Consider the following 15,301-nt stretch of genomic DNA (forward strand, 5'->3'; position numbering starts at 1 on the left):
TAATGTTTTTGGAGGATTTAGTAAGCTGTAAGCAACCCTAAATCTATAACACTAGTGTTTTTTAATGAAGCGCTACCATTTTTGTTGTAAATGGATTAAAGAGGTATTGACAAGTGATGGTAAAAGCTATATATTCAAGTTAATAAAATTTTAGTAAAATTATGGAGGAGACACATCATGAACGCAAACGACTTAAAAAAAGAATTTTCCGAAATTTTCGACACCAATCCTGAAAGGGTTTTCTTTTCACCTGGACGCATCAATTTAATTGGTGAACACACAGATTACAATGGTGGTCACGTATTCCCATGTGCAATTACAATCGGAACTTATGGAGTTTATGCTCCTCGTACCGATAATACGGTAAGAATGTACTCAGCTAATATTCCAGATGCTGGAGTTATTAGTTTTGATGTCAATGCTTTGGATTACGATAAGGCTGCAGGTTGGACTAATTATCCTAAAGGAATGATGAATGAATTAGTCAAAACAGGAGTTAAGTTTGACCACGGCTTCGATCTCTACGTTCACGGAAATATGCCAGATGGTGCGGGCTTATCTTCTTCAGCTTCAATTGAATTATTAACCGGAGCAGTTTTAAACGCAGCCTTTGATTTAGGTGTTAGTCAATTAGATCTAGTTAAGATTGGTCAGAAGTGTGAAAACAACTATGTCGGTGTTAACTCTGGTATCATGGATCAATTCGCGGTCGGAATGGGTAAGCAAGATCAAGCAATCTTGCTGGATACTAACACACTTGATTATTCTTATGCTCCGGTTAAATTAGGCAATCACGTCATTGTAATTATGAATACTAATAAACGTCGTGAACTCGCAGATTCTAAATATAATGAACGTCGTTCTGAATGTGAAGAAGCATTGCGTCGTTTACAAACTAAGTTAGACATCAAGACTTTAGGTGATTTAACTAATGATGAATTTGATGAAGCAGCTTACTTAATTAATGATGAAACTTTAATTAAACGCGCACGTCACGCTGTTTTTGAAAATCAAAGAACCATCAAGGCAACTAAGGCTTTGGCAGATGACGACTTAACAACTTTTGGTGAATTAGTTACTGCTTCACACGTTTCATTACACTTTGATTATGAAGTAACGGGTAAGGAATTAGACACTTTAGCTGAAACAGCTTGGAAACAACCTGGTGTATTAGGTGCTCGAATGACTGGTGCTGGTTTTGGTGGTTGTGGAATCGCAATTGTTGAAAAAGACCAAGTTGAAGCTTTCAAGGAAAATGTTGGTAAAGTTTATCGCGATACAATTGGTTATGATGCTGATTTCTATATTGCTGAAATTGCTGATGGACCTAAAGAACTTTAATATTAGTGAAAATTTTTAAATAGTAATACGCATTGAGAGATTGAGGAGGAATTAGAATGGCGGTCTTAGTTTTAGGTGGTGCCGGTTATATCGGCTCCCATGCAGTTGATCGATTAATTACGAAAGGTTACGATGTAGCGGTTGTTGATAACTTGGTTACTGGACACCGCGCAGCCGTAAACCAGCAAGCTCGTTTTTACGAAGGTGATGTACGAGATGCTGAATTTATGGATTCAGTCTTCACCAAAGAAAACGTAGAAGGGGTAATTCATTTTGCTGCGTTTTCCGTGGTCCCTGAATCAATGAAAAATCCTTTGAAGTATTTTGATAATAATACTGCTGGGATGGTTAAACTTCTTGAAGTAATGGCTAAACATGATGTGAAACGGATTGTATTTTCATCTACAGCGGCTACTTATGGCGAACCAGAACGGGTACCAATTCAAGAATCTGATCCACAAGTTCCAACCAATCCATATGGTGAAAGTAAGTTAGCAATGGAAAAAATCATGCATTGGTCAGATGTGGCTGATGGCATTAAGTTTGTGGCTTTACGCTACTTTAACGTTGCTGGCGCTAAACCAGATGGCAGTATTGGGGAAGACCATCAACCAGAAACACACTTAGTACCTATTATCTTACAAGTAGCTGCTGGTGAACGGGATCAGTTGCAAATTTTTGGGGATGACTATCCTACTGCTGATGGTACTAATGTACGCGATTACGTCCACGTCGTTGATTTGGCTGATGCTCATATTTTAGCTCTAGAATATCTCAAACAAGGTCATGATAGTAATGCATTCAACCTTGGATCTTCAACAGGCTTCTCCAATCGCCAAATGTTAGAAGCTGCTCGGGAAGTGACAGGAAAGGAAATTCCAGCTGTCATGGCACCAAGACGAGCTGGCGACCCTAGTACTTTAATCGCAGCGAGTGATAAAGCACGTGAAATTTTAGATTGGCAACCTCAATACGATGATGTTAAGGAAATTATCAAAACTGCTTGGAATTGGAAAGTCAACCATCCAGCTGGATACGATGACCGAGGAGGACAAGCCTAATGAGTAGCTTAGAACAATTTGTCCAAGTTGTAATCGATTCGCCATCACCATACACCAATTTAGATCGAATTTATGTGCATAATCGGATTTTAGGTTTAGTGGGTGAAGATCAACCGGTTGAAGCTACCGATGAACAAGTAACTAGCTTAGTAGATGCCTTAGTTAAAACTGCGGTTCAAAACGGTAAAATTGAAGATGCTCAATCAGACCGAAGCATTTTGGCAGATCAATTAATGGATTTAGTTACGCCATTACCTTCGATTTTAAATCAACGTTTTTGGGATAAGTATCAAGTTAGCCCTAAAGCAGCGACGGATTATTTCTTTAATTTAAGTAAAACTAATGACTATATTAAAACACGGGCCATTGCTAAGAATGTATCTTTTCCAGCGGAAACTGATTTTGGTGAACTTGAAATTACCATTAATCTTTCTAAACCAGAAAAAGATCCTAAAGCAATTGCAGCTGCTCGTAATCAACCTCAGGATGGTTATCCATTATGCCAATTATGCATGCAAAATGAAGGTTATTTAGGACGTTTGGGTTACCCATCACGTAGCAACCATCGAATTATTCGGATGACCTTGGGTGGTGAAACTTGGGGCTTCCAATATTCACCATACGCATATTTCAATGAACATTCTATTTTCTTAGACCAAATTCACCGCCCTATGGTGATTAATCGTCAGACGTTTACCAATTTACTTGAAATTGTTAAACAGTTACCGCACTACTTTGTAGGGAGTAACGCCGACTTACCCATTGTAGGAGGTTCGATGTTATCACACGAACATTACCAAGGCGGACGTCATGTATTTCCAATGATGAAGGCTCCCATTGCTAGAACGATTGATTTAGGAGTAGCAGGTGTGGAAGCTGGAATTGTGAAATGGCCAATGTCAACAATTCGGTTAGTTGGTAGTGATGTGGTGGCATTGACAGATGCTGCTGTTAAAATTCATGATGCGTGGATGAGCTATTCTGATGAAAGTGTTGATGTAAGAGCGTTCACGGACGGAACTCGTCATCATACGACGACGCCGATTGCGTACAAGGATGGAGAAAACTATGTTTTGGATGTAGTACTCCGAGATAATCAAACCTCAGCCGAATTTCCAGATGGTATTTTCCATCCCCATCAAGATGTTCAACACATCAAAAAAGAAAACATTGGTTTGATTGAAGTAATGGGAAGAGCGATTTTACCAGCTCGGTTAAAGACAGAATTGGTAGAAGTAGAAAATTACCTATTGGGTCAAACTAACCAAATGGCAGAAATGCATCAAGCTTGGGCGGATCAATTGAAGGCAACACATTCAATTACAGCAGAAAATGTTACTGCCGTGGTAAATGCTGCGGTTGGAAATGTTTTTGCGCGAGTTTTAGCTGATGCAGGAGTCTTTAAATGGGATGACGCCGGTGAAGCCGCATTTGCGCACTTTATCTCATCCATTAATTAGTAAGATTTTAAGCTCGTTTAAACCTGTAAGAATTATTAGTTATTAAATACGATTCACCTGGGATGGATAATCCTAGGTGGATCGTATTTTTATTTTAAATTTCACTGGTGCTTTATCGGGAGTCCTTTATAATAAAAACGAAGCAAATTAGTAGGAATGCGACTTAGACAATTAATTTCGGAGGTCATAATATGGAAAAATATCGTACAGAAGAAGATACGCTTGGGCCCGTCCAAATCCCAGTAGATGCACTTTGGGGAGCCCAAACTGAAAGAAGTCGTCATAACTTTGCGACTGGTGCCAAGATGCCCCTGGAAATTATCAAAGCTCTTCTACAGATTAAAAAAGCGGCAGCCATCGCTAATAAAAAGGAACGATCAATGGCTGCTGAAAAAGCGGATTTAATTGTAGTAGCTATTGATCGTCTGCTAGCACTGGATGATGCTGAATTACGGAAAGATTTTCCGCTGGTAGTTTATCAAACTGGTTCGGGAACGCAAACTAACATGAATGTAAACGAAGTGGTGGCCCATATGGCTGCTAAAATTAATGCGGAAATAGAAATTTTGCCTAATGATGATGTTAACCATGGACAAAGTTCAAACGATATTTTCCCAACGGCCATGAATATTACAGCTGCAGTAGCGGTAGTACGTTTGGAAGAGGCAGTTCAACATTTAATTGAACAATTAGACCAAAAACAAAAGCAATATTGGAACGTGGTTAAAATTGGACGAACTCACCTCCAGGATGCGACTCCACTAACTTTTGGCCAAGAAATTAGTGGATGGAAGAGCGCCCTTGAACATGATTTGGAATACTTAAAAGAACTTAATTCAACGCTAAGTGAATTGGCAATGGGGGGTACAGCGGTCGGAACGGGTTTAAATGCAGCTCCGCATTTTTCGTCCATAATTGCAGCTCAGATGAGCGAAGTCTACCACTTTGAATTCACGGCGGATTCTAATAAATTTTATGGACTAGCACATCACTCCGGTTTGAATGTGGTTCACGGAGCGATTAAAACTTTGGCGAGTGATTTGATGAAAATTGCTAATGATATTCGTTTCTTGGGTAGTGGTCCGCGGGCAGGATATGGCGAGTTGAAACTACCAGCAAACGAGCCCGGATCATCAATCATGCCAGGTAAAGTCAATCCAACTCAAGCAGAGGCCCTTACCATGGCGGCAGTGCGGGTTATGGCTAATGACGTTGCGATTGATTTAGCTGCAAGCCAGGGCAATTTTGAAATGAATGTTTATAAACCAGTTATCATCAGCTCTTTCTTGGAATCAACCACTCTATTAGAAGGTACGATTCGTAGTTTTGCCGACTTGATGATCGCTGGATTAGAAGTTAATGCAGAACGGATGGAAGAATTAGTTAACCATTCCCTGATGACAGTTACCGCCTTATCTCCTCATATTGGCTACCACGATAGCGCTAAAATCGCTCAGCAGGCTGAAAAAGATGGGACCACGCTGAAAGAAGCTGCCCTAAAATCTGGTAAAGTTACCGCTGAGCAATTTGATCAGTGGGTGGTTCCCATTGAGATGACTAATTATGATAAATAGAGGAGTAAAAAAGATGACTTTAGAGCCTGTCTCCGTTCTATTTGGTTCGGGCTTTGTAACGCAAAAAGATTGGTGGCGGATGAATGCCATTCTGGGTGTGGTTTACATCGTAATTTGGGTTGGAATTGGCTCACTTTGGATGAAAGTGATTGGTATGTGGTAAAAAGCCCTTATTATAATCCGTTACTTTAGACGTGTTTTTATATTTCAAATAGATTAGAATGGTTTATGACCCAAAAAAAGAAGCAGGAGAATTAATAAATGGCTTATCCACAATTAGACTTAGAAAATGCAACTGGTACAAAAGTAACTATTAAAACTAACCAAGGTGACATCAAAATTCAACTTTTTGATGAATTGGTACCTAAAACAGTTAAAAACTTTATTGAATTAGCAGAGAAGGGCTACTACAACGGCGTTATTTTTCATCGGGTGATCCCAGATTTTATGATTCAAGGTGGTGATCCTACGGGAACTGGTATGGGTGGCGAAAGCATCTATGGCAGAACGTTTGAAGATGAATTTTCAAATAAGCTCTATAACTTAAACGGGGCCCTATCTATGGCTAACGCCGGTCCAAATACTAATGGTAGTCAATTCTTTATCGTTACTAACAGTAATGTTCCTAAGCGAATGATTAAACAACTTAAAGCGGCAGAATTTCCTGAAGAAATTGTGGAAGCATATCGTCAAGGAGGAACTCCTTGGCTAGATGGTCGGCATACGGTCTTCGGACAAGTGTTCGAAGGGATGGATGTTGTTAAAGCAATTAGTAAGGTAAAACGTAATGGCGAAGATCGCCCTAACGTAGATGTTGTGATGGAACAAGTAATCGTTGAAAAATAAAATAAAACCCTCTGAAAATTAATTTTTCGGAGGGTTTTATTTATTGTGCTAAATATTTCTGTAAATCTGCAAATTGATTTTGAATAACTTCAGTTCCTTTTTCGTAAAGGGCCATGAGCTTTTTATCATCACGTTCAACCCGAGATACTGAAACGGGTTCTTGAGGACGGATTACAAAGATTTTTCCTTCACGTTCTAAGCGTTCGATTTCTGCTAATGAACGATTATATTGTTGTGGACGATCTGCAAAAGCTTGGACAAAACGTGGAAAATCACGGTATCTAAACTTAACTAAACGATTCATAGCGCGACTATTTTCCGGTTTACGGTAGCTAATGTCGCGAGTTAAGACCACGACAATCTTTTCGTAGCCTAATTCTTGAGCTCGTCTGAAAGGAATCGAGTCAGCGATTCCGCCATCTAAGTATGGCTGGTGATTAACGACCCGAATATCAGAGACTAACGGCATACTAGCTGAAGCTTTGACGGCTTCTTCTTGACCGTCAGTATCCGTTTTACGGAAAATATCGGCTTTACCAGTTAAGACGTTGGTAGCGGTAATTTCAAAAATCTGTTTACTTTCATTATAAGCTTTATAGTCAAAGGGGCTGTAATCATAACATTCAGGCGAAAACAAAAAATCTAAGTTAAAGATTCCACCATTACGAATGAGGTTGTTAAAGCCGATATAACGTTTATCATGAAGAAAATGGAGATTAACATCAGCGGAACGTCTTTTTTGCTTTGAAATGTAATTCATAGCGGCCATGGTTCCAGCTGAAACTCCATGGATGTACTCGAAATCCATTTGCTTTTCGAGAAAATAATCCAAAACGGCACTAGTAAAAAATGATCTGAGAGCGCCGCCTTCTAGTATTAAAGCTGCTTTTTCCAATGGAATACCTTCTCTCTTCTAATTTTATAGACACTATTTTAGCGCTTTTGATGGAGTTGTGGCAAATACCTCTCCAATTAAGGCGCTATAGAAGTGATACTAGAAGAGCATTAAAGCTAGGGATAGCGTAAAAATTTTCTCATAAAAATTATTTTTCCATAGTTTCTTTACCTAGGAAGCCGATTGCAATTACAGCTATCATAATGGAGATGAAGAAAATTATAAAAGTAGTTGATAAAGCAACGCCTTTTTCAGTTAAAAATCCCACCAAAAGAGGGCCTACGATCCCACCGATGCGCCCAATTCCGGCTGCTAGCCCGGAACCTGTTCCACGAATTTCTTCAGGATATTGCTCCGGAGAATAGGCATAGAGTGCGCCCCAAGCACCAAGATTAAAGAAGGATAGTAAAATACCAGCTAACAATAACATCATCAGCCCTTGAGCAAAACCAAAGGCGATAGCACTGACGGCAGTACCGAATAAGAAAACCATCAAAGTCCATTTGCGTCCCCATCGCTCAATTAACCAAGCTGCCATAAAGTAACCCGGAAGTTGTGCCACAGTCATGATTAACACATAACCAAAACTGTGAACAATACTATACCCCTTCATCACCATGACACTAGGCAACCAAAGAAACATTCCATAATATGAGAATACAACCATAAACCAAACAATCCAAAGCATCAACGTGGCTTTAGCATAGGGACGACTCCAAATATTTTTTAAACGTAAAGCTAGGCGAGCTTTGGGTGTAAAAGAATGATTTGAATCTGCTTCGCGAATACTAAAACGGAGAACCAAGGCATAGAGCGCCGCTAAGGAAGTGATAAACACGGCAATCCGCCAGCCCCAACTGGGAATGACAAAATAAGAGATTAGAGCCGAAATTAACCAACCGCCTGCCCAAAAACTTTCGAGGAGCACTACTGCCCGCCCTCGAACATGAGCAGGGGCGCTCTCCGAGATTAAAGTCGAAGCAACAGGCAGTTCACCACCCAATCCACAACCGACAATAAAACGAATCATAACAAAAGCCGCATAGGTAGTGGTGAAAGCTGAAATACCGTTAAAAATTGAGAAAATTAGTAAACTAATAATTAAAATTGTTTTTCGATTGTAACGGTCGGCCAGTGCTCCAAATAAAATAGCGCCTACAGCCATCCCAAGTGAACTGATACTACCAATCATACCAACCTGTGATTCAGTTAAATGCCACTCTGACGTTAAAGCAGCAATTACAAAAGATAATATACCAACGTCCATGGCATCAAAAAGCCAGGCTACCCCCGAAGCTGCTAGTAATTTTTTATAGTTTGAAATTCCATTCAAAATCATCATTCTCCTTTTTAGTGTCAAGACACACTCTGAGTTGAATACAAGATTACAACATAAAACAATATTTATCAATGATTTATTTAAAATTAATGTCTTGACACTTGTAACGGGGATTTTCTGATAAAATATACTCAAGGAGCAATGACTTATGAAAATTAATCGAAAAATAGCTATCAAAAATCAACTATTAGAAACTAAAACACCAATCAAAGCAGGCACATTGGCTAAACAATTTGAGGTTAGCCGACAAACTATTGTTGGAGATATAGCTTTGTTGCGTGCGCAAGGGGAGCCGATTATTTCAACTTCGAGAGGCTATGAATATGCCAAAAATCATCGATTTGAAGAAATGATCGTTTGTCGTCATTTCCCCGATCAAGCAGAGCGAGAAATGGAACTAATTGTTAAAGAACAGGTGACGATCAAAGACGTTATGATTGACCACCCACTTTACGGACAGCTAGTGGGACAAATCCGTGTGCAAAATAGCAATGATGTCAAACAATTTATGCAACATGTACGGGAAGCTAAAGGGCACTTGCTATCTGAATTAACCGATGGTATCCACAGTCATACTTTAGCAGCGGATAAAATGGAAAATATCGAAAAAGCTAAGGAACAGTTAAAAAAAGTGGGAATTCTATACAAAGAAGGTTAACTAAAGGATTTTTACTGGATTTTGTAGTATAGTACAGCCAAATCATTTTGACGGAGGGATGAAATGTATCGAATTGTACTCATCATTTTTATAATTTATGTAATTGTCCAGATTCCATTTGTGATTAAGGCATATTTAGGGAGACGAAAGTATCGGCAAAAAATTAAAGATGGGGAACGGGCTAATCAGCGGCTAATGAAAGAAAAGAAAGATAAGAAGTAGGTAAAAGGTTGAAATGGTAATTGAACGACATAAAAGGATTGGTATGGAGATGATTCCATATCAATCCTTTTATTTATGAAAAATTAAGTCCGTACTGGTTCACGTAGTTTCTTGTTGTACTTCAAGTAGACATTAGTATAAGGGTGTTTACTTTCTGCATGCCAAGGTTTGACGTGACCACAGAAATGAATTAATTTTGGATTTTCACGTGTTTCAGCGTAAAGTTTCAAAAGTTCAGTCCGTGGTGGAACAAGCGCGTCTAACACAATGTTAGATTGGGCATTCCATTTTGGATGTAAGTGTAACCACTTGTCGTATAAAATCGCGTTTAGAGCATCTTGATCATGGAAACGTAGTTTTTCTGGATGATGGTTAATATAGTCTAAGACGCGTTGAGTAACTGCTTGGGAACGCCAGCTAACTAGGTCAATTAACATCATGCCAGAGTTGAAATATTTACTATTATCATGCGTGATACCCATGTGTTCTAATCGATCATGGAAACCAGCATCTTCTACAGCGGCTAGAACGTTGCCTTCCAGTGAGGTTTGCCATAAATCATGTAGATTGGTGTTAGCGATAATATCGCAATCAAGGTAAATGGCACGATTAATATTTGGCAACAATTCTGGTGCTAAGATTCGATAATAGGCAGATTTTAGGATGCGATCACTTTCAACCGCATTTTCTAGTAGTTTTTCATCAACTTTAACGATTTTAATTGAAGCGTTGTCGTAACGTGAAATTACACTTCCTAAAATTAACATATCACGTTGATCTAGATGATCGGGGAGAAGGTAGAAATTGTATTGATTTTCTGAGTCATTCTCCAAAATTGAAATATAAGAAGTTGCCAAAGCTTCCACAAAAGCTGAATTAGCGGCAGAAATAACATTAACCACGCCACGATTGATTTCTAATTCGTTAAGTTCTTCGTGGTATTCATCCAAATAAGGATGTTCACTAAGCGTTTTCCAAGGTTTTTCATGTGTTGTAAAATGGACGATTGCCGGATTTTTGATGGCTTCGTTGATCAATTGATCGTAGGCTTCGTTAATTGGACGGTGTTTTCTGAAGACAATCGAATTTTGTAAGTTCCATTTAGGATGTAGCATTTGAACATGGCCCGCGAGAACGGCATTTAAGGCGTCCTGATCATGGAAAATAATGAGATGTGATTGATGTTTAATGTAATTTAAAGTTTTTTCGGTAATGTGGTTTTCATTCCACTTTTTAATATCAATCACTAAAATTCCAGAGTTGAAATAGATATTATTTGCAGCAACTACTGGGTCGACTCCTAAACGATTAAGAGCAAAAGCTTGGCCGGTATCGATCACCGCACCCACAATGTTATGGTTCAATTCTGCATCGTATAATTCAGTTAAATCGTGGCGAACCAATAAGTCAACATCTAAGTAGAGAATTCGATCGATATTGCGCTTTGCTAGTAATTGGGGAGCCAAAATTCGGTAATATGCAGTTTTGTTAATATGGCTGTTGGTAGGACAAAAAGCAAAGACCGATGGATCCAAATCAAGGTACTCAACCGTGTGCAACCCGTGTGCAAGTTTTTTCAAAGCTAGCTTAGTAGAATTACTAAGGTTATTAGATAGCACAATAAAATTAACACGTGTTTTTTTGTTTAGGTTTTCAAGTGTTGTTTTTATGGTGATTTGTAGTTGGTCGGCATAATTTTCGTCGGCAGCTAATAAAACATTGATGTTTTTCAAATTATTGCACCCCTTTTCTTAGTTTGTGGTCACATTATATAAGCGTGTAATCAAAAAAGTAAAGTAATAAGCAATATATATTATAAGTTGAGCAGAATGTTTGCTAAAGCTTACTCAAGCCGATATAATTCGAGGTAATTAATGCAAGTAATTTTTAGGTTGATGGGAGGATGCTTATTATGAGTGTAGTAGTGCCGATTTATAAAGTTAGACTTGGACATAGTGAAGTAGAAACACCCGATTTAGTATTAGGAGTTACTAACGTGATGCGTGGCGATAATACAGTACGCGGTATTTTAAAAGGCGGTGATGATTTAGTATTGTCAGTGCTACAAGCTCGCAATGGTGAGGCCTTAGTGGGGGACCAATGGATTAAATTTCAAATCCACGATTTGGGAGATCAAGTGGAAGTGAAATGTGATCCAAGCTTTAATATTGCCGATGCATTCTTAAAAATCCAATAAAAAGCTGACGAAATGAATGGAAGGTGCCTCGAATTTGACATTCGATTAGGCATCTTTTCTTCATGTGAAAATAAGTACAAAAAGTAAGACGAAAATAAAAAAACTTCAATCGTAATTAAGCAAAGATTGAAGTTTTTTTATTTTTTACTTAGATTCTTTGATTTTTTCGGTGATGAAGTCGGCTGAACGACGTAACTTGTAGCGCTCTTCATCGGTAAGTTCGAGTTGAAGCTGTTCTAAAATACCGTCACGTCCGACCACAGCCGGATATGAAAGATAAGTACCATATTCTTCACGATAATTGGAAACGGGAAGAACTTCATGAGCATCATTTAAAACTACATTAGCCAAACGAACGGCAGCGGCAGCAACCCCATAGTTAGTATAGTGTTTACCAACCATTACATAGCGACCGCCCATCCGAGCGTCTTCGTTGATTTGATCTAAGTCTAAATTCCGAGCTTGAGCTAACTTTTTGATTGGTTGATCAAGAACCGTAACTGTAGACCAAGCGGTAAATTGTGAGTTACCATGTTCGCCGAGGTTATATCCAGATACCGAGCGAGGGTCAACGCCTAACCCTTTGCCGACGGCGCGCTTCATGCGGGCTGAATCAAGTAGAGTACCAGTTCCAATCACATGCGCTTTAGGTAAGCCGGTGGCTTCTTGGTAAAGTGCGGTAATTACATCTACCGGATTAGTAATTGGAATTAAAATACCATTAAATCCAGACGCCTTGATGGCTTCAGCGACCGCCTGAACTTGTTCACGGTTGTGCGGAAGTTCAGCAAAACGGTCATTATCAGGGTTATCAGTTAAAGCAATCTTACCCAAAGCAGAAATAATTACGTCTGCATCTTTGAGGGCACGATAATCATTTACGATAATGTTTGTGTGACTGGTTAAATTGGGCATTGCATCTTCAAAATCAAGTGCATCAGCACCAACCTTTGCTTCATTTTTATCTATTAAAACTAGGTCGTCAGCGTAGCCGTTTGTGATAATTTGTTGAGCGACTGCTTGACCAACGTGACCCATACCAATGATTCCAATTTTTCGTGTCATTATTCATCACCTCTACCCATATTTTAAGGCACATTTTTGAAAAAAGCTAACGTTAAAGTGCTTTGAAGAAATTAAGGATTAATTTGTTTCAAGGCTGCCTTGGGGACGTCTTTTTTATCAACTTTACTCCAAGAAATAACTTGATTTCGTTTCGCATTGTAGCCAATTTTCAAATATGCGTGGAGCTTTAATGGACGTTCTAGGTTTCCGTTAAATTTAACCGTTATCTTTTGACCAGCTTGGTTATAAGCAGGTTGGTGGTAAGCATAATTCACATAACTACGATTGGAATCATCTTTTTCCACAAATTTAGTGCCTTTATCGACGATTTGAGTGTAGTAATCCTGAGTACCATAGTTAGAGTTATACCAGAAATAGGCGCTTCCAAAAGTAATTAAAAGAATTACGACGACCACGCCACTGATAATCATTCCTTTTCGCATAAGTAAACCTCCTAGTTTTTAGAGCATTAATAAAATTCCCAAGGCTATCCAACCTAGTAAAATTAAAGCAGTTAATTTTTTATAGATAACTAATAGTGCAATGTATTCACGGATTAAAGCACTAGGTAAAAAGTAGAATGAGGTTGGTGATCCTACACCGTTAGCATTTAAGCCAGCTTTACGCGCATAGATTACGCCACGTAAGACGTGGTAATTATTAGTAGCAAAAATAATTTGAGGCGGTTGGGTTCCCTGCCAATCGGCTTCAATTTTCTGCTTGGAAAACTGCATATTTTCGAAAGTAGTAGTAGATTGGTCTTCTAAAATAATTTTGTCTTCAGGTACGGATTGGTTTCTCAAGTACTTAGCCATGGCAAAAGCTTCTGAGACGGGTTCATCAGGTCCTTGTCCGCCACTTACCACAATTTTCACAGCGCCATTTTGTCTTCGATAATATTCGAGGGCTTTATCCAAGCGTCCTTTTAAGAGTGGAGTTACGGTTTCAGATCGTACCCCCGCTCCTAAAACAATAATATAATCCACGTTGCCTTTGATAGGAACCACTTGATAAAGAAATGAATAAAAGAGATAACAAACAAAAATGAAAGTTAAAGTTACATCAATCCCTAAAAGGGTAAGCAAAATTCCAACGAAGCGTCCTAAAAATTGATTCAAAAACAAAATAGCTAAACCAGCAACTAACATGAATAAAAAATTAAGGCCTAAAATAAGCGATAATTTGGCAGTTAAACTTTTGCCTTCGCGAGTTTGCATAATGTAGGTGTTAACAATCAAACTGAAGCCGATTACTAACGGCGTCAAAACAATTCCTAAAAGTAGGAAGACCGCAAGGCTAATAATTCCAGTTCTTGAACCTCCTGCCAGATAATTAGCAATCCACAAAGTGGATAATAAAGCTAAGTTAATGCAACTACCAGCAAAAACAATCCCCGCAATAAAATCTCGACGATCTAAATATAAATAAGTTCCGGAAATCAAAAAAATAATTATCGAAATACCAATTATAAACATAGCAGAGCCCCCAATGTTATTGATTTAGTCATAATTATGTTGAGGTGCATTAATAACTCACCTAAATTATCATAAAAAGGTCCTGCAATCAAACTATAAGCTGATTACAGAACCTTTTTCAAAAAATTGTTAGTTTAAATAGTAAACGTTCCGATACATCATCGGTTTAGATGGAGAAATAATGATATTACCGAAGCCGGAATGGTGGATGGCATCGGGAAGCATTTGAGGTTCGATTGCTAATCCGATGTTGGCTGCCATATCTTGATTGCCATTAATTTTGAATGGCTCTTGTGGCTCATTAGTAGTAAAGAGGGTAAAGGCATTGGCAGAAGTTTGAACCCGTATCTTACGACCAGATTCAGGATCTTCCAGCGTAAGTTGAGGCGCTTCGATGCTAGGTTCAACTTTGAAAGCAGTGTCTAATCCGTCTGATACTTGATCAAGGATGGATTGCATTGAAGTTGGATGGTGCAAGTCATACGGTGTGCCATCCACGTTTAATAAATTACCAGTGGGAATTAACTCTGCATCAACTTCTGCGATTACATCGCTTTTTAATTCAATTTGATGTTGCTTAATTGAACGCTTAGCATCCCCGCTAAGATTAAAGTACATATGATTAGTGGGGTTGAAGAGGGTTTGTTTAGAAGCGTGACCGATATAAGTTATCGAAAATTCATTTCGGTTATTTAAACGGAAAATAGCATCGATGGTTAAATCACCAGGAAAGCCATTTTCACCGTCAATACTAAAACGTTTAAGAACTAAACCGACTTCTTCTGGGCGGATAAATTTACTGATTTTCTTCCAATTAACGTAGCTAAGTGAAGGCTTATTACCTCCGTGTAAAGTATTTTGACCTTCATTTTGATTTAATTGGTAATCGCGCCACTTACCATCTTTAATCCGGCCGGCAACTCGCGCAACCGAAGCACCAAAATAATCGTTGTGCTTTGGATAAGTTTGGGGATTATCAAAGCCTAAGACAATATTTTCGACATTCCCTTTTTTATCAGGGGTATTTACAGCAACTACCGTAGCCCCTAGGGTACTGATGGTAACAGAAACATGGTTGTCATTAGAAAGCATGTACCAATTTACGTTTTGGAACTCTTCTTTATTAATCTTCAAAATACAATCCCTCCTATGTCTTCTTATAATTGAT

15 protein-coding genes and 1 pseudogene are annotated in these 15,301 nt (G+C 38.7%); 9 read left to right on the plus strand and 7 right to left on the minus strand.

Annotation, left to right across the window (positions count from 1 at the left end; all coding sequences use genetic code 11):
* The first annotated feature begins 177 nt into the window (after positions 1–177).
* The 6 genes and pseudogenes from IV86_RS06935 to IV86_RS06955 all read left to right on the plus strand — a co-directional run bounded on the left by IV86_RS06935 (position 178) and on the right by IV86_RS06955 (position 6,282).
* Positions 178–1,341: a galactokinase gene (locus IV86_RS06935; protein WP_056979460.1), complete on the plus strand. Its 1,164-nt coding sequence runs from the start codon at positions 178–180 to the stop codon at positions 1,339–1,341.
* 56 nt (positions 1,342–1,397) lie between these two features.
* On the plus strand, positions 1,398–2,402 hold the full coding sequence (galE, locus tag IV86_RS06940) for a UDP-glucose 4-epimerase GalE (protein WP_002834493.1): 1,005 nt from the start codon (positions 1,398–1,400) through the stop codon (positions 2,400–2,402).
* A complete protein-coding gene (locus tag IV86_RS06945) occupies positions 2,402–3,862 on the plus strand; it encodes a UDP-glucose--hexose-1-phosphate uridylyltransferase (RefSeq protein ID WP_002834491.1) in 1,461 nt (486 codons plus the stop codon). Before galE ends, IV86_RS06945 begins: the two co-directional genes overlap by 1 nt.
* Before the next feature lie 191 nt (positions 3,863–4,053).
* A complete protein-coding gene (locus tag IV86_RS06950) occupies positions 4,054–5,436 on the plus strand; it encodes a class II fumarate hydratase (RefSeq protein ID WP_002834489.1) in 1,383 nt (460 codons plus the stop codon).
* A 25-nt stretch (positions 5,437–5,461) separates the two neighbouring features.
* Positions 5,462–5,599 (plus strand): annotated as a pseudogene (locus IV86_RS08735) (anion permease); the annotation flags it as partial.
* Between the two features lie 98 nt (positions 5,600–5,697).
* Entirely contained in the window at positions 5,698–6,282 is a 585-nt protein-coding gene (locus IV86_RS06955; RefSeq protein ID WP_002834487.1) for a peptidylprolyl isomerase, read from the plus strand.
* Between the two features lie 40 nt (positions 6,283–6,322).
* On the opposite strand, the gene IV86_RS06960 is transcribed toward IV86_RS06955, so the two are convergent.
* On the minus strand, positions 6,323–7,177 hold the full coding sequence (locus tag IV86_RS06960; protein ID WP_002834486.1) for a patatin family protein: 855 nt from the start codon (positions 7,175–7,177) through the stop codon (positions 6,323–6,325).
* A 148-nt stretch (positions 7,178–7,325) separates the two neighbouring features.
* Positions 7,326–8,519, minus strand: a complete 1,194-nt coding sequence (locus IV86_RS06965) for an MFS transporter (protein WP_002834485.1) — start codon at positions 8,517–8,519, stop codon at positions 7,326–7,328.
* Between the two features lie 145 nt (positions 8,520–8,664).
* Between IV86_RS06965 and IV86_RS06970 the strand changes: the two genes are divergently transcribed.
* Positions 8,665–9,174 carry a transcription repressor NadR gene (locus tag IV86_RS06970; protein ID WP_002834484.1) on the plus strand — a complete coding sequence of 170 codons (510 nt, stop codon included), beginning with the start codon at positions 8,665–8,667 and terminating at the stop codon, positions 9,172–9,174.
* Between the two features lie 63 nt (positions 9,175–9,237).
* Positions 9,238–9,396, plus strand: coding sequence for a hypothetical protein (locus tag IV86_RS08805; RefSeq protein WP_002834483.1), 159 nt, complete (start codon positions 9,238–9,240; stop codon positions 9,394–9,396).
* An 83-nt stretch (positions 9,397–9,479) separates the two neighbouring features.
* Here IV86_RS08805 and IV86_RS06975 read toward each other — a convergent pair whose 3' ends face one another.
* Complete coding sequence (locus IV86_RS06975) at positions 9,480–11,129, minus strand: glycosyltransferase family 8 protein (protein WP_023439901.1); 1,650 nt, start codon at positions 11,127–11,129, stop codon at positions 9,480–9,482.
* A gap of 179 nt (positions 11,130–11,308) precedes the next feature.
* On the opposite strand from IV86_RS06975, the gene IV86_RS06980 reads away from it, so the two are divergent.
* Positions 11,309–11,593: a hypothetical protein gene (locus tag IV86_RS06980; protein WP_002834480.1), complete on the plus strand. Its 285-nt coding sequence runs from the start codon at positions 11,309–11,311 to the stop codon at positions 11,591–11,593.
* Between the two features lie 144 nt (positions 11,594–11,737).
* Here IV86_RS06980 and IV86_RS06985 read toward each other — a convergent pair whose 3' ends face one another.
* The 4 genes from IV86_RS06985 to IV86_RS07000 all read right to left on the minus strand — a co-directional run bounded on the left by IV86_RS06985 (position 11,738) and on the right by IV86_RS07000 (position 15,267).
* Positions 11,738–12,658 carry an L-lactate dehydrogenase gene (locus tag IV86_RS06985; protein ID WP_002834522.1) on the minus strand — a complete coding sequence of 307 codons (921 nt, stop codon included), beginning with the start codon at positions 12,656–12,658 and terminating at the stop codon, positions 11,738–11,740.
* Positions 12,659–12,729: 71 nt separating this feature from the next.
* On the minus strand, positions 12,730–13,101 hold the full coding sequence (locus tag IV86_RS06990) for a YxeA family protein (protein ID WP_002834521.1): 372 nt from the start codon (positions 13,099–13,101) through the stop codon (positions 12,730–12,732).
* A gap of 18 nt (positions 13,102–13,119) precedes the next feature.
* Positions 13,120–14,133, minus strand: coding sequence for a YdcF family protein (locus IV86_RS06995; RefSeq protein ID WP_002834519.1), 1,014 nt, complete (start codon positions 14,131–14,133; stop codon positions 13,120–13,122).
* Between the two features lie 129 nt (positions 14,134–14,262).
* Positions 14,263–15,267 (minus strand): aldose epimerase family protein, encoded by a 1,005-nt coding sequence (locus IV86_RS07000; protein WP_064635637.1) that lies wholly within the window; start codon positions 15,265–15,267, stop codon positions 14,263–14,265.
* Positions 15,268–15,301: the final 34 nt, after the last annotated feature.

It is taken from the genome of Pediococcus pentosaceus, assembly GCF_001437285.1.
Taxonomy (GTDB): domain Bacteria; phylum Bacillota; class Bacilli; order Lactobacillales; family Lactobacillaceae; genus Pediococcus; species Pediococcus pentosaceus.

Bases quoted from the DNA above. Each gene is read 5' to 3' on its own strand.
- IV86_RS06935 (WP_056979460.1), top strand. From the start codon at position 178: ATGAACGCAAACGACTTAAAAAAAGAATTTTCCGAAATTTTCGACACC.
- galE (WP_002834493.1), top strand. From the start codon at position 1,398: ATGGCGGTCTTAGTTTTAGGTGGTGCCGGTTATATCGGCTCCCATGCA.
- IV86_RS06945 (WP_002834491.1), top strand. From the start codon at position 2,402: ATGAGTAGCTTAGAACAATTTGTCCAAGTTGTAATCGATTCGCCATCA.
- IV86_RS06950 (WP_002834489.1), top strand. From the start codon at position 4,054: ATGGAAAAATATCGTACAGAAGAAGATACGCTTGGGCCCGTCCAAATC.
- IV86_RS06955 (WP_002834487.1), top strand. From the start codon at position 5,698: ATGGCTTATCCACAATTAGACTTAGAAAATGCAACTGGTACAAAAGTA.
- IV86_RS06965 (WP_002834485.1), bottom strand. From the start codon at position 8,519: ATGATGATTTTGAATGGAATTTCAAACTATAAAAAATTACTAGCAGCT.
- IV86_RS06970 (WP_002834484.1), top strand. From the start codon at position 8,665: ATGAAAATTAATCGAAAAATAGCTATCAAAAATCAACTATTAGAAACT.
- IV86_RS08805 (WP_002834483.1), top strand. From the start codon at position 9,238: ATGTATCGAATTGTACTCATCATTTTTATAATTTATGTAATTGTCCAG.
- IV86_RS06980 (WP_002834480.1), top strand. From the start codon at position 11,309: ATGAGTGTAGTAGTGCCGATTTATAAAGTTAGACTTGGACATAGTGAA.
- IV86_RS06985 (WP_002834522.1), bottom strand. From the start codon at position 12,658: ATGACACGAAAAATTGGAATCATTGGTATGGGTCACGTTGGTCAAGCA.
- IV86_RS06990 (WP_002834521.1), bottom strand. From the start codon at position 13,101: ATGCGAAAAGGAATGATTATCAGTGGCGTGGTCGTCGTAATTCTTTTA.
- IV86_RS06995 (WP_002834519.1), bottom strand. From the start codon at position 14,133: ATGTTTATAATTGGTATTTCGATAATTATTTTTTTGATTTCCGGAACT.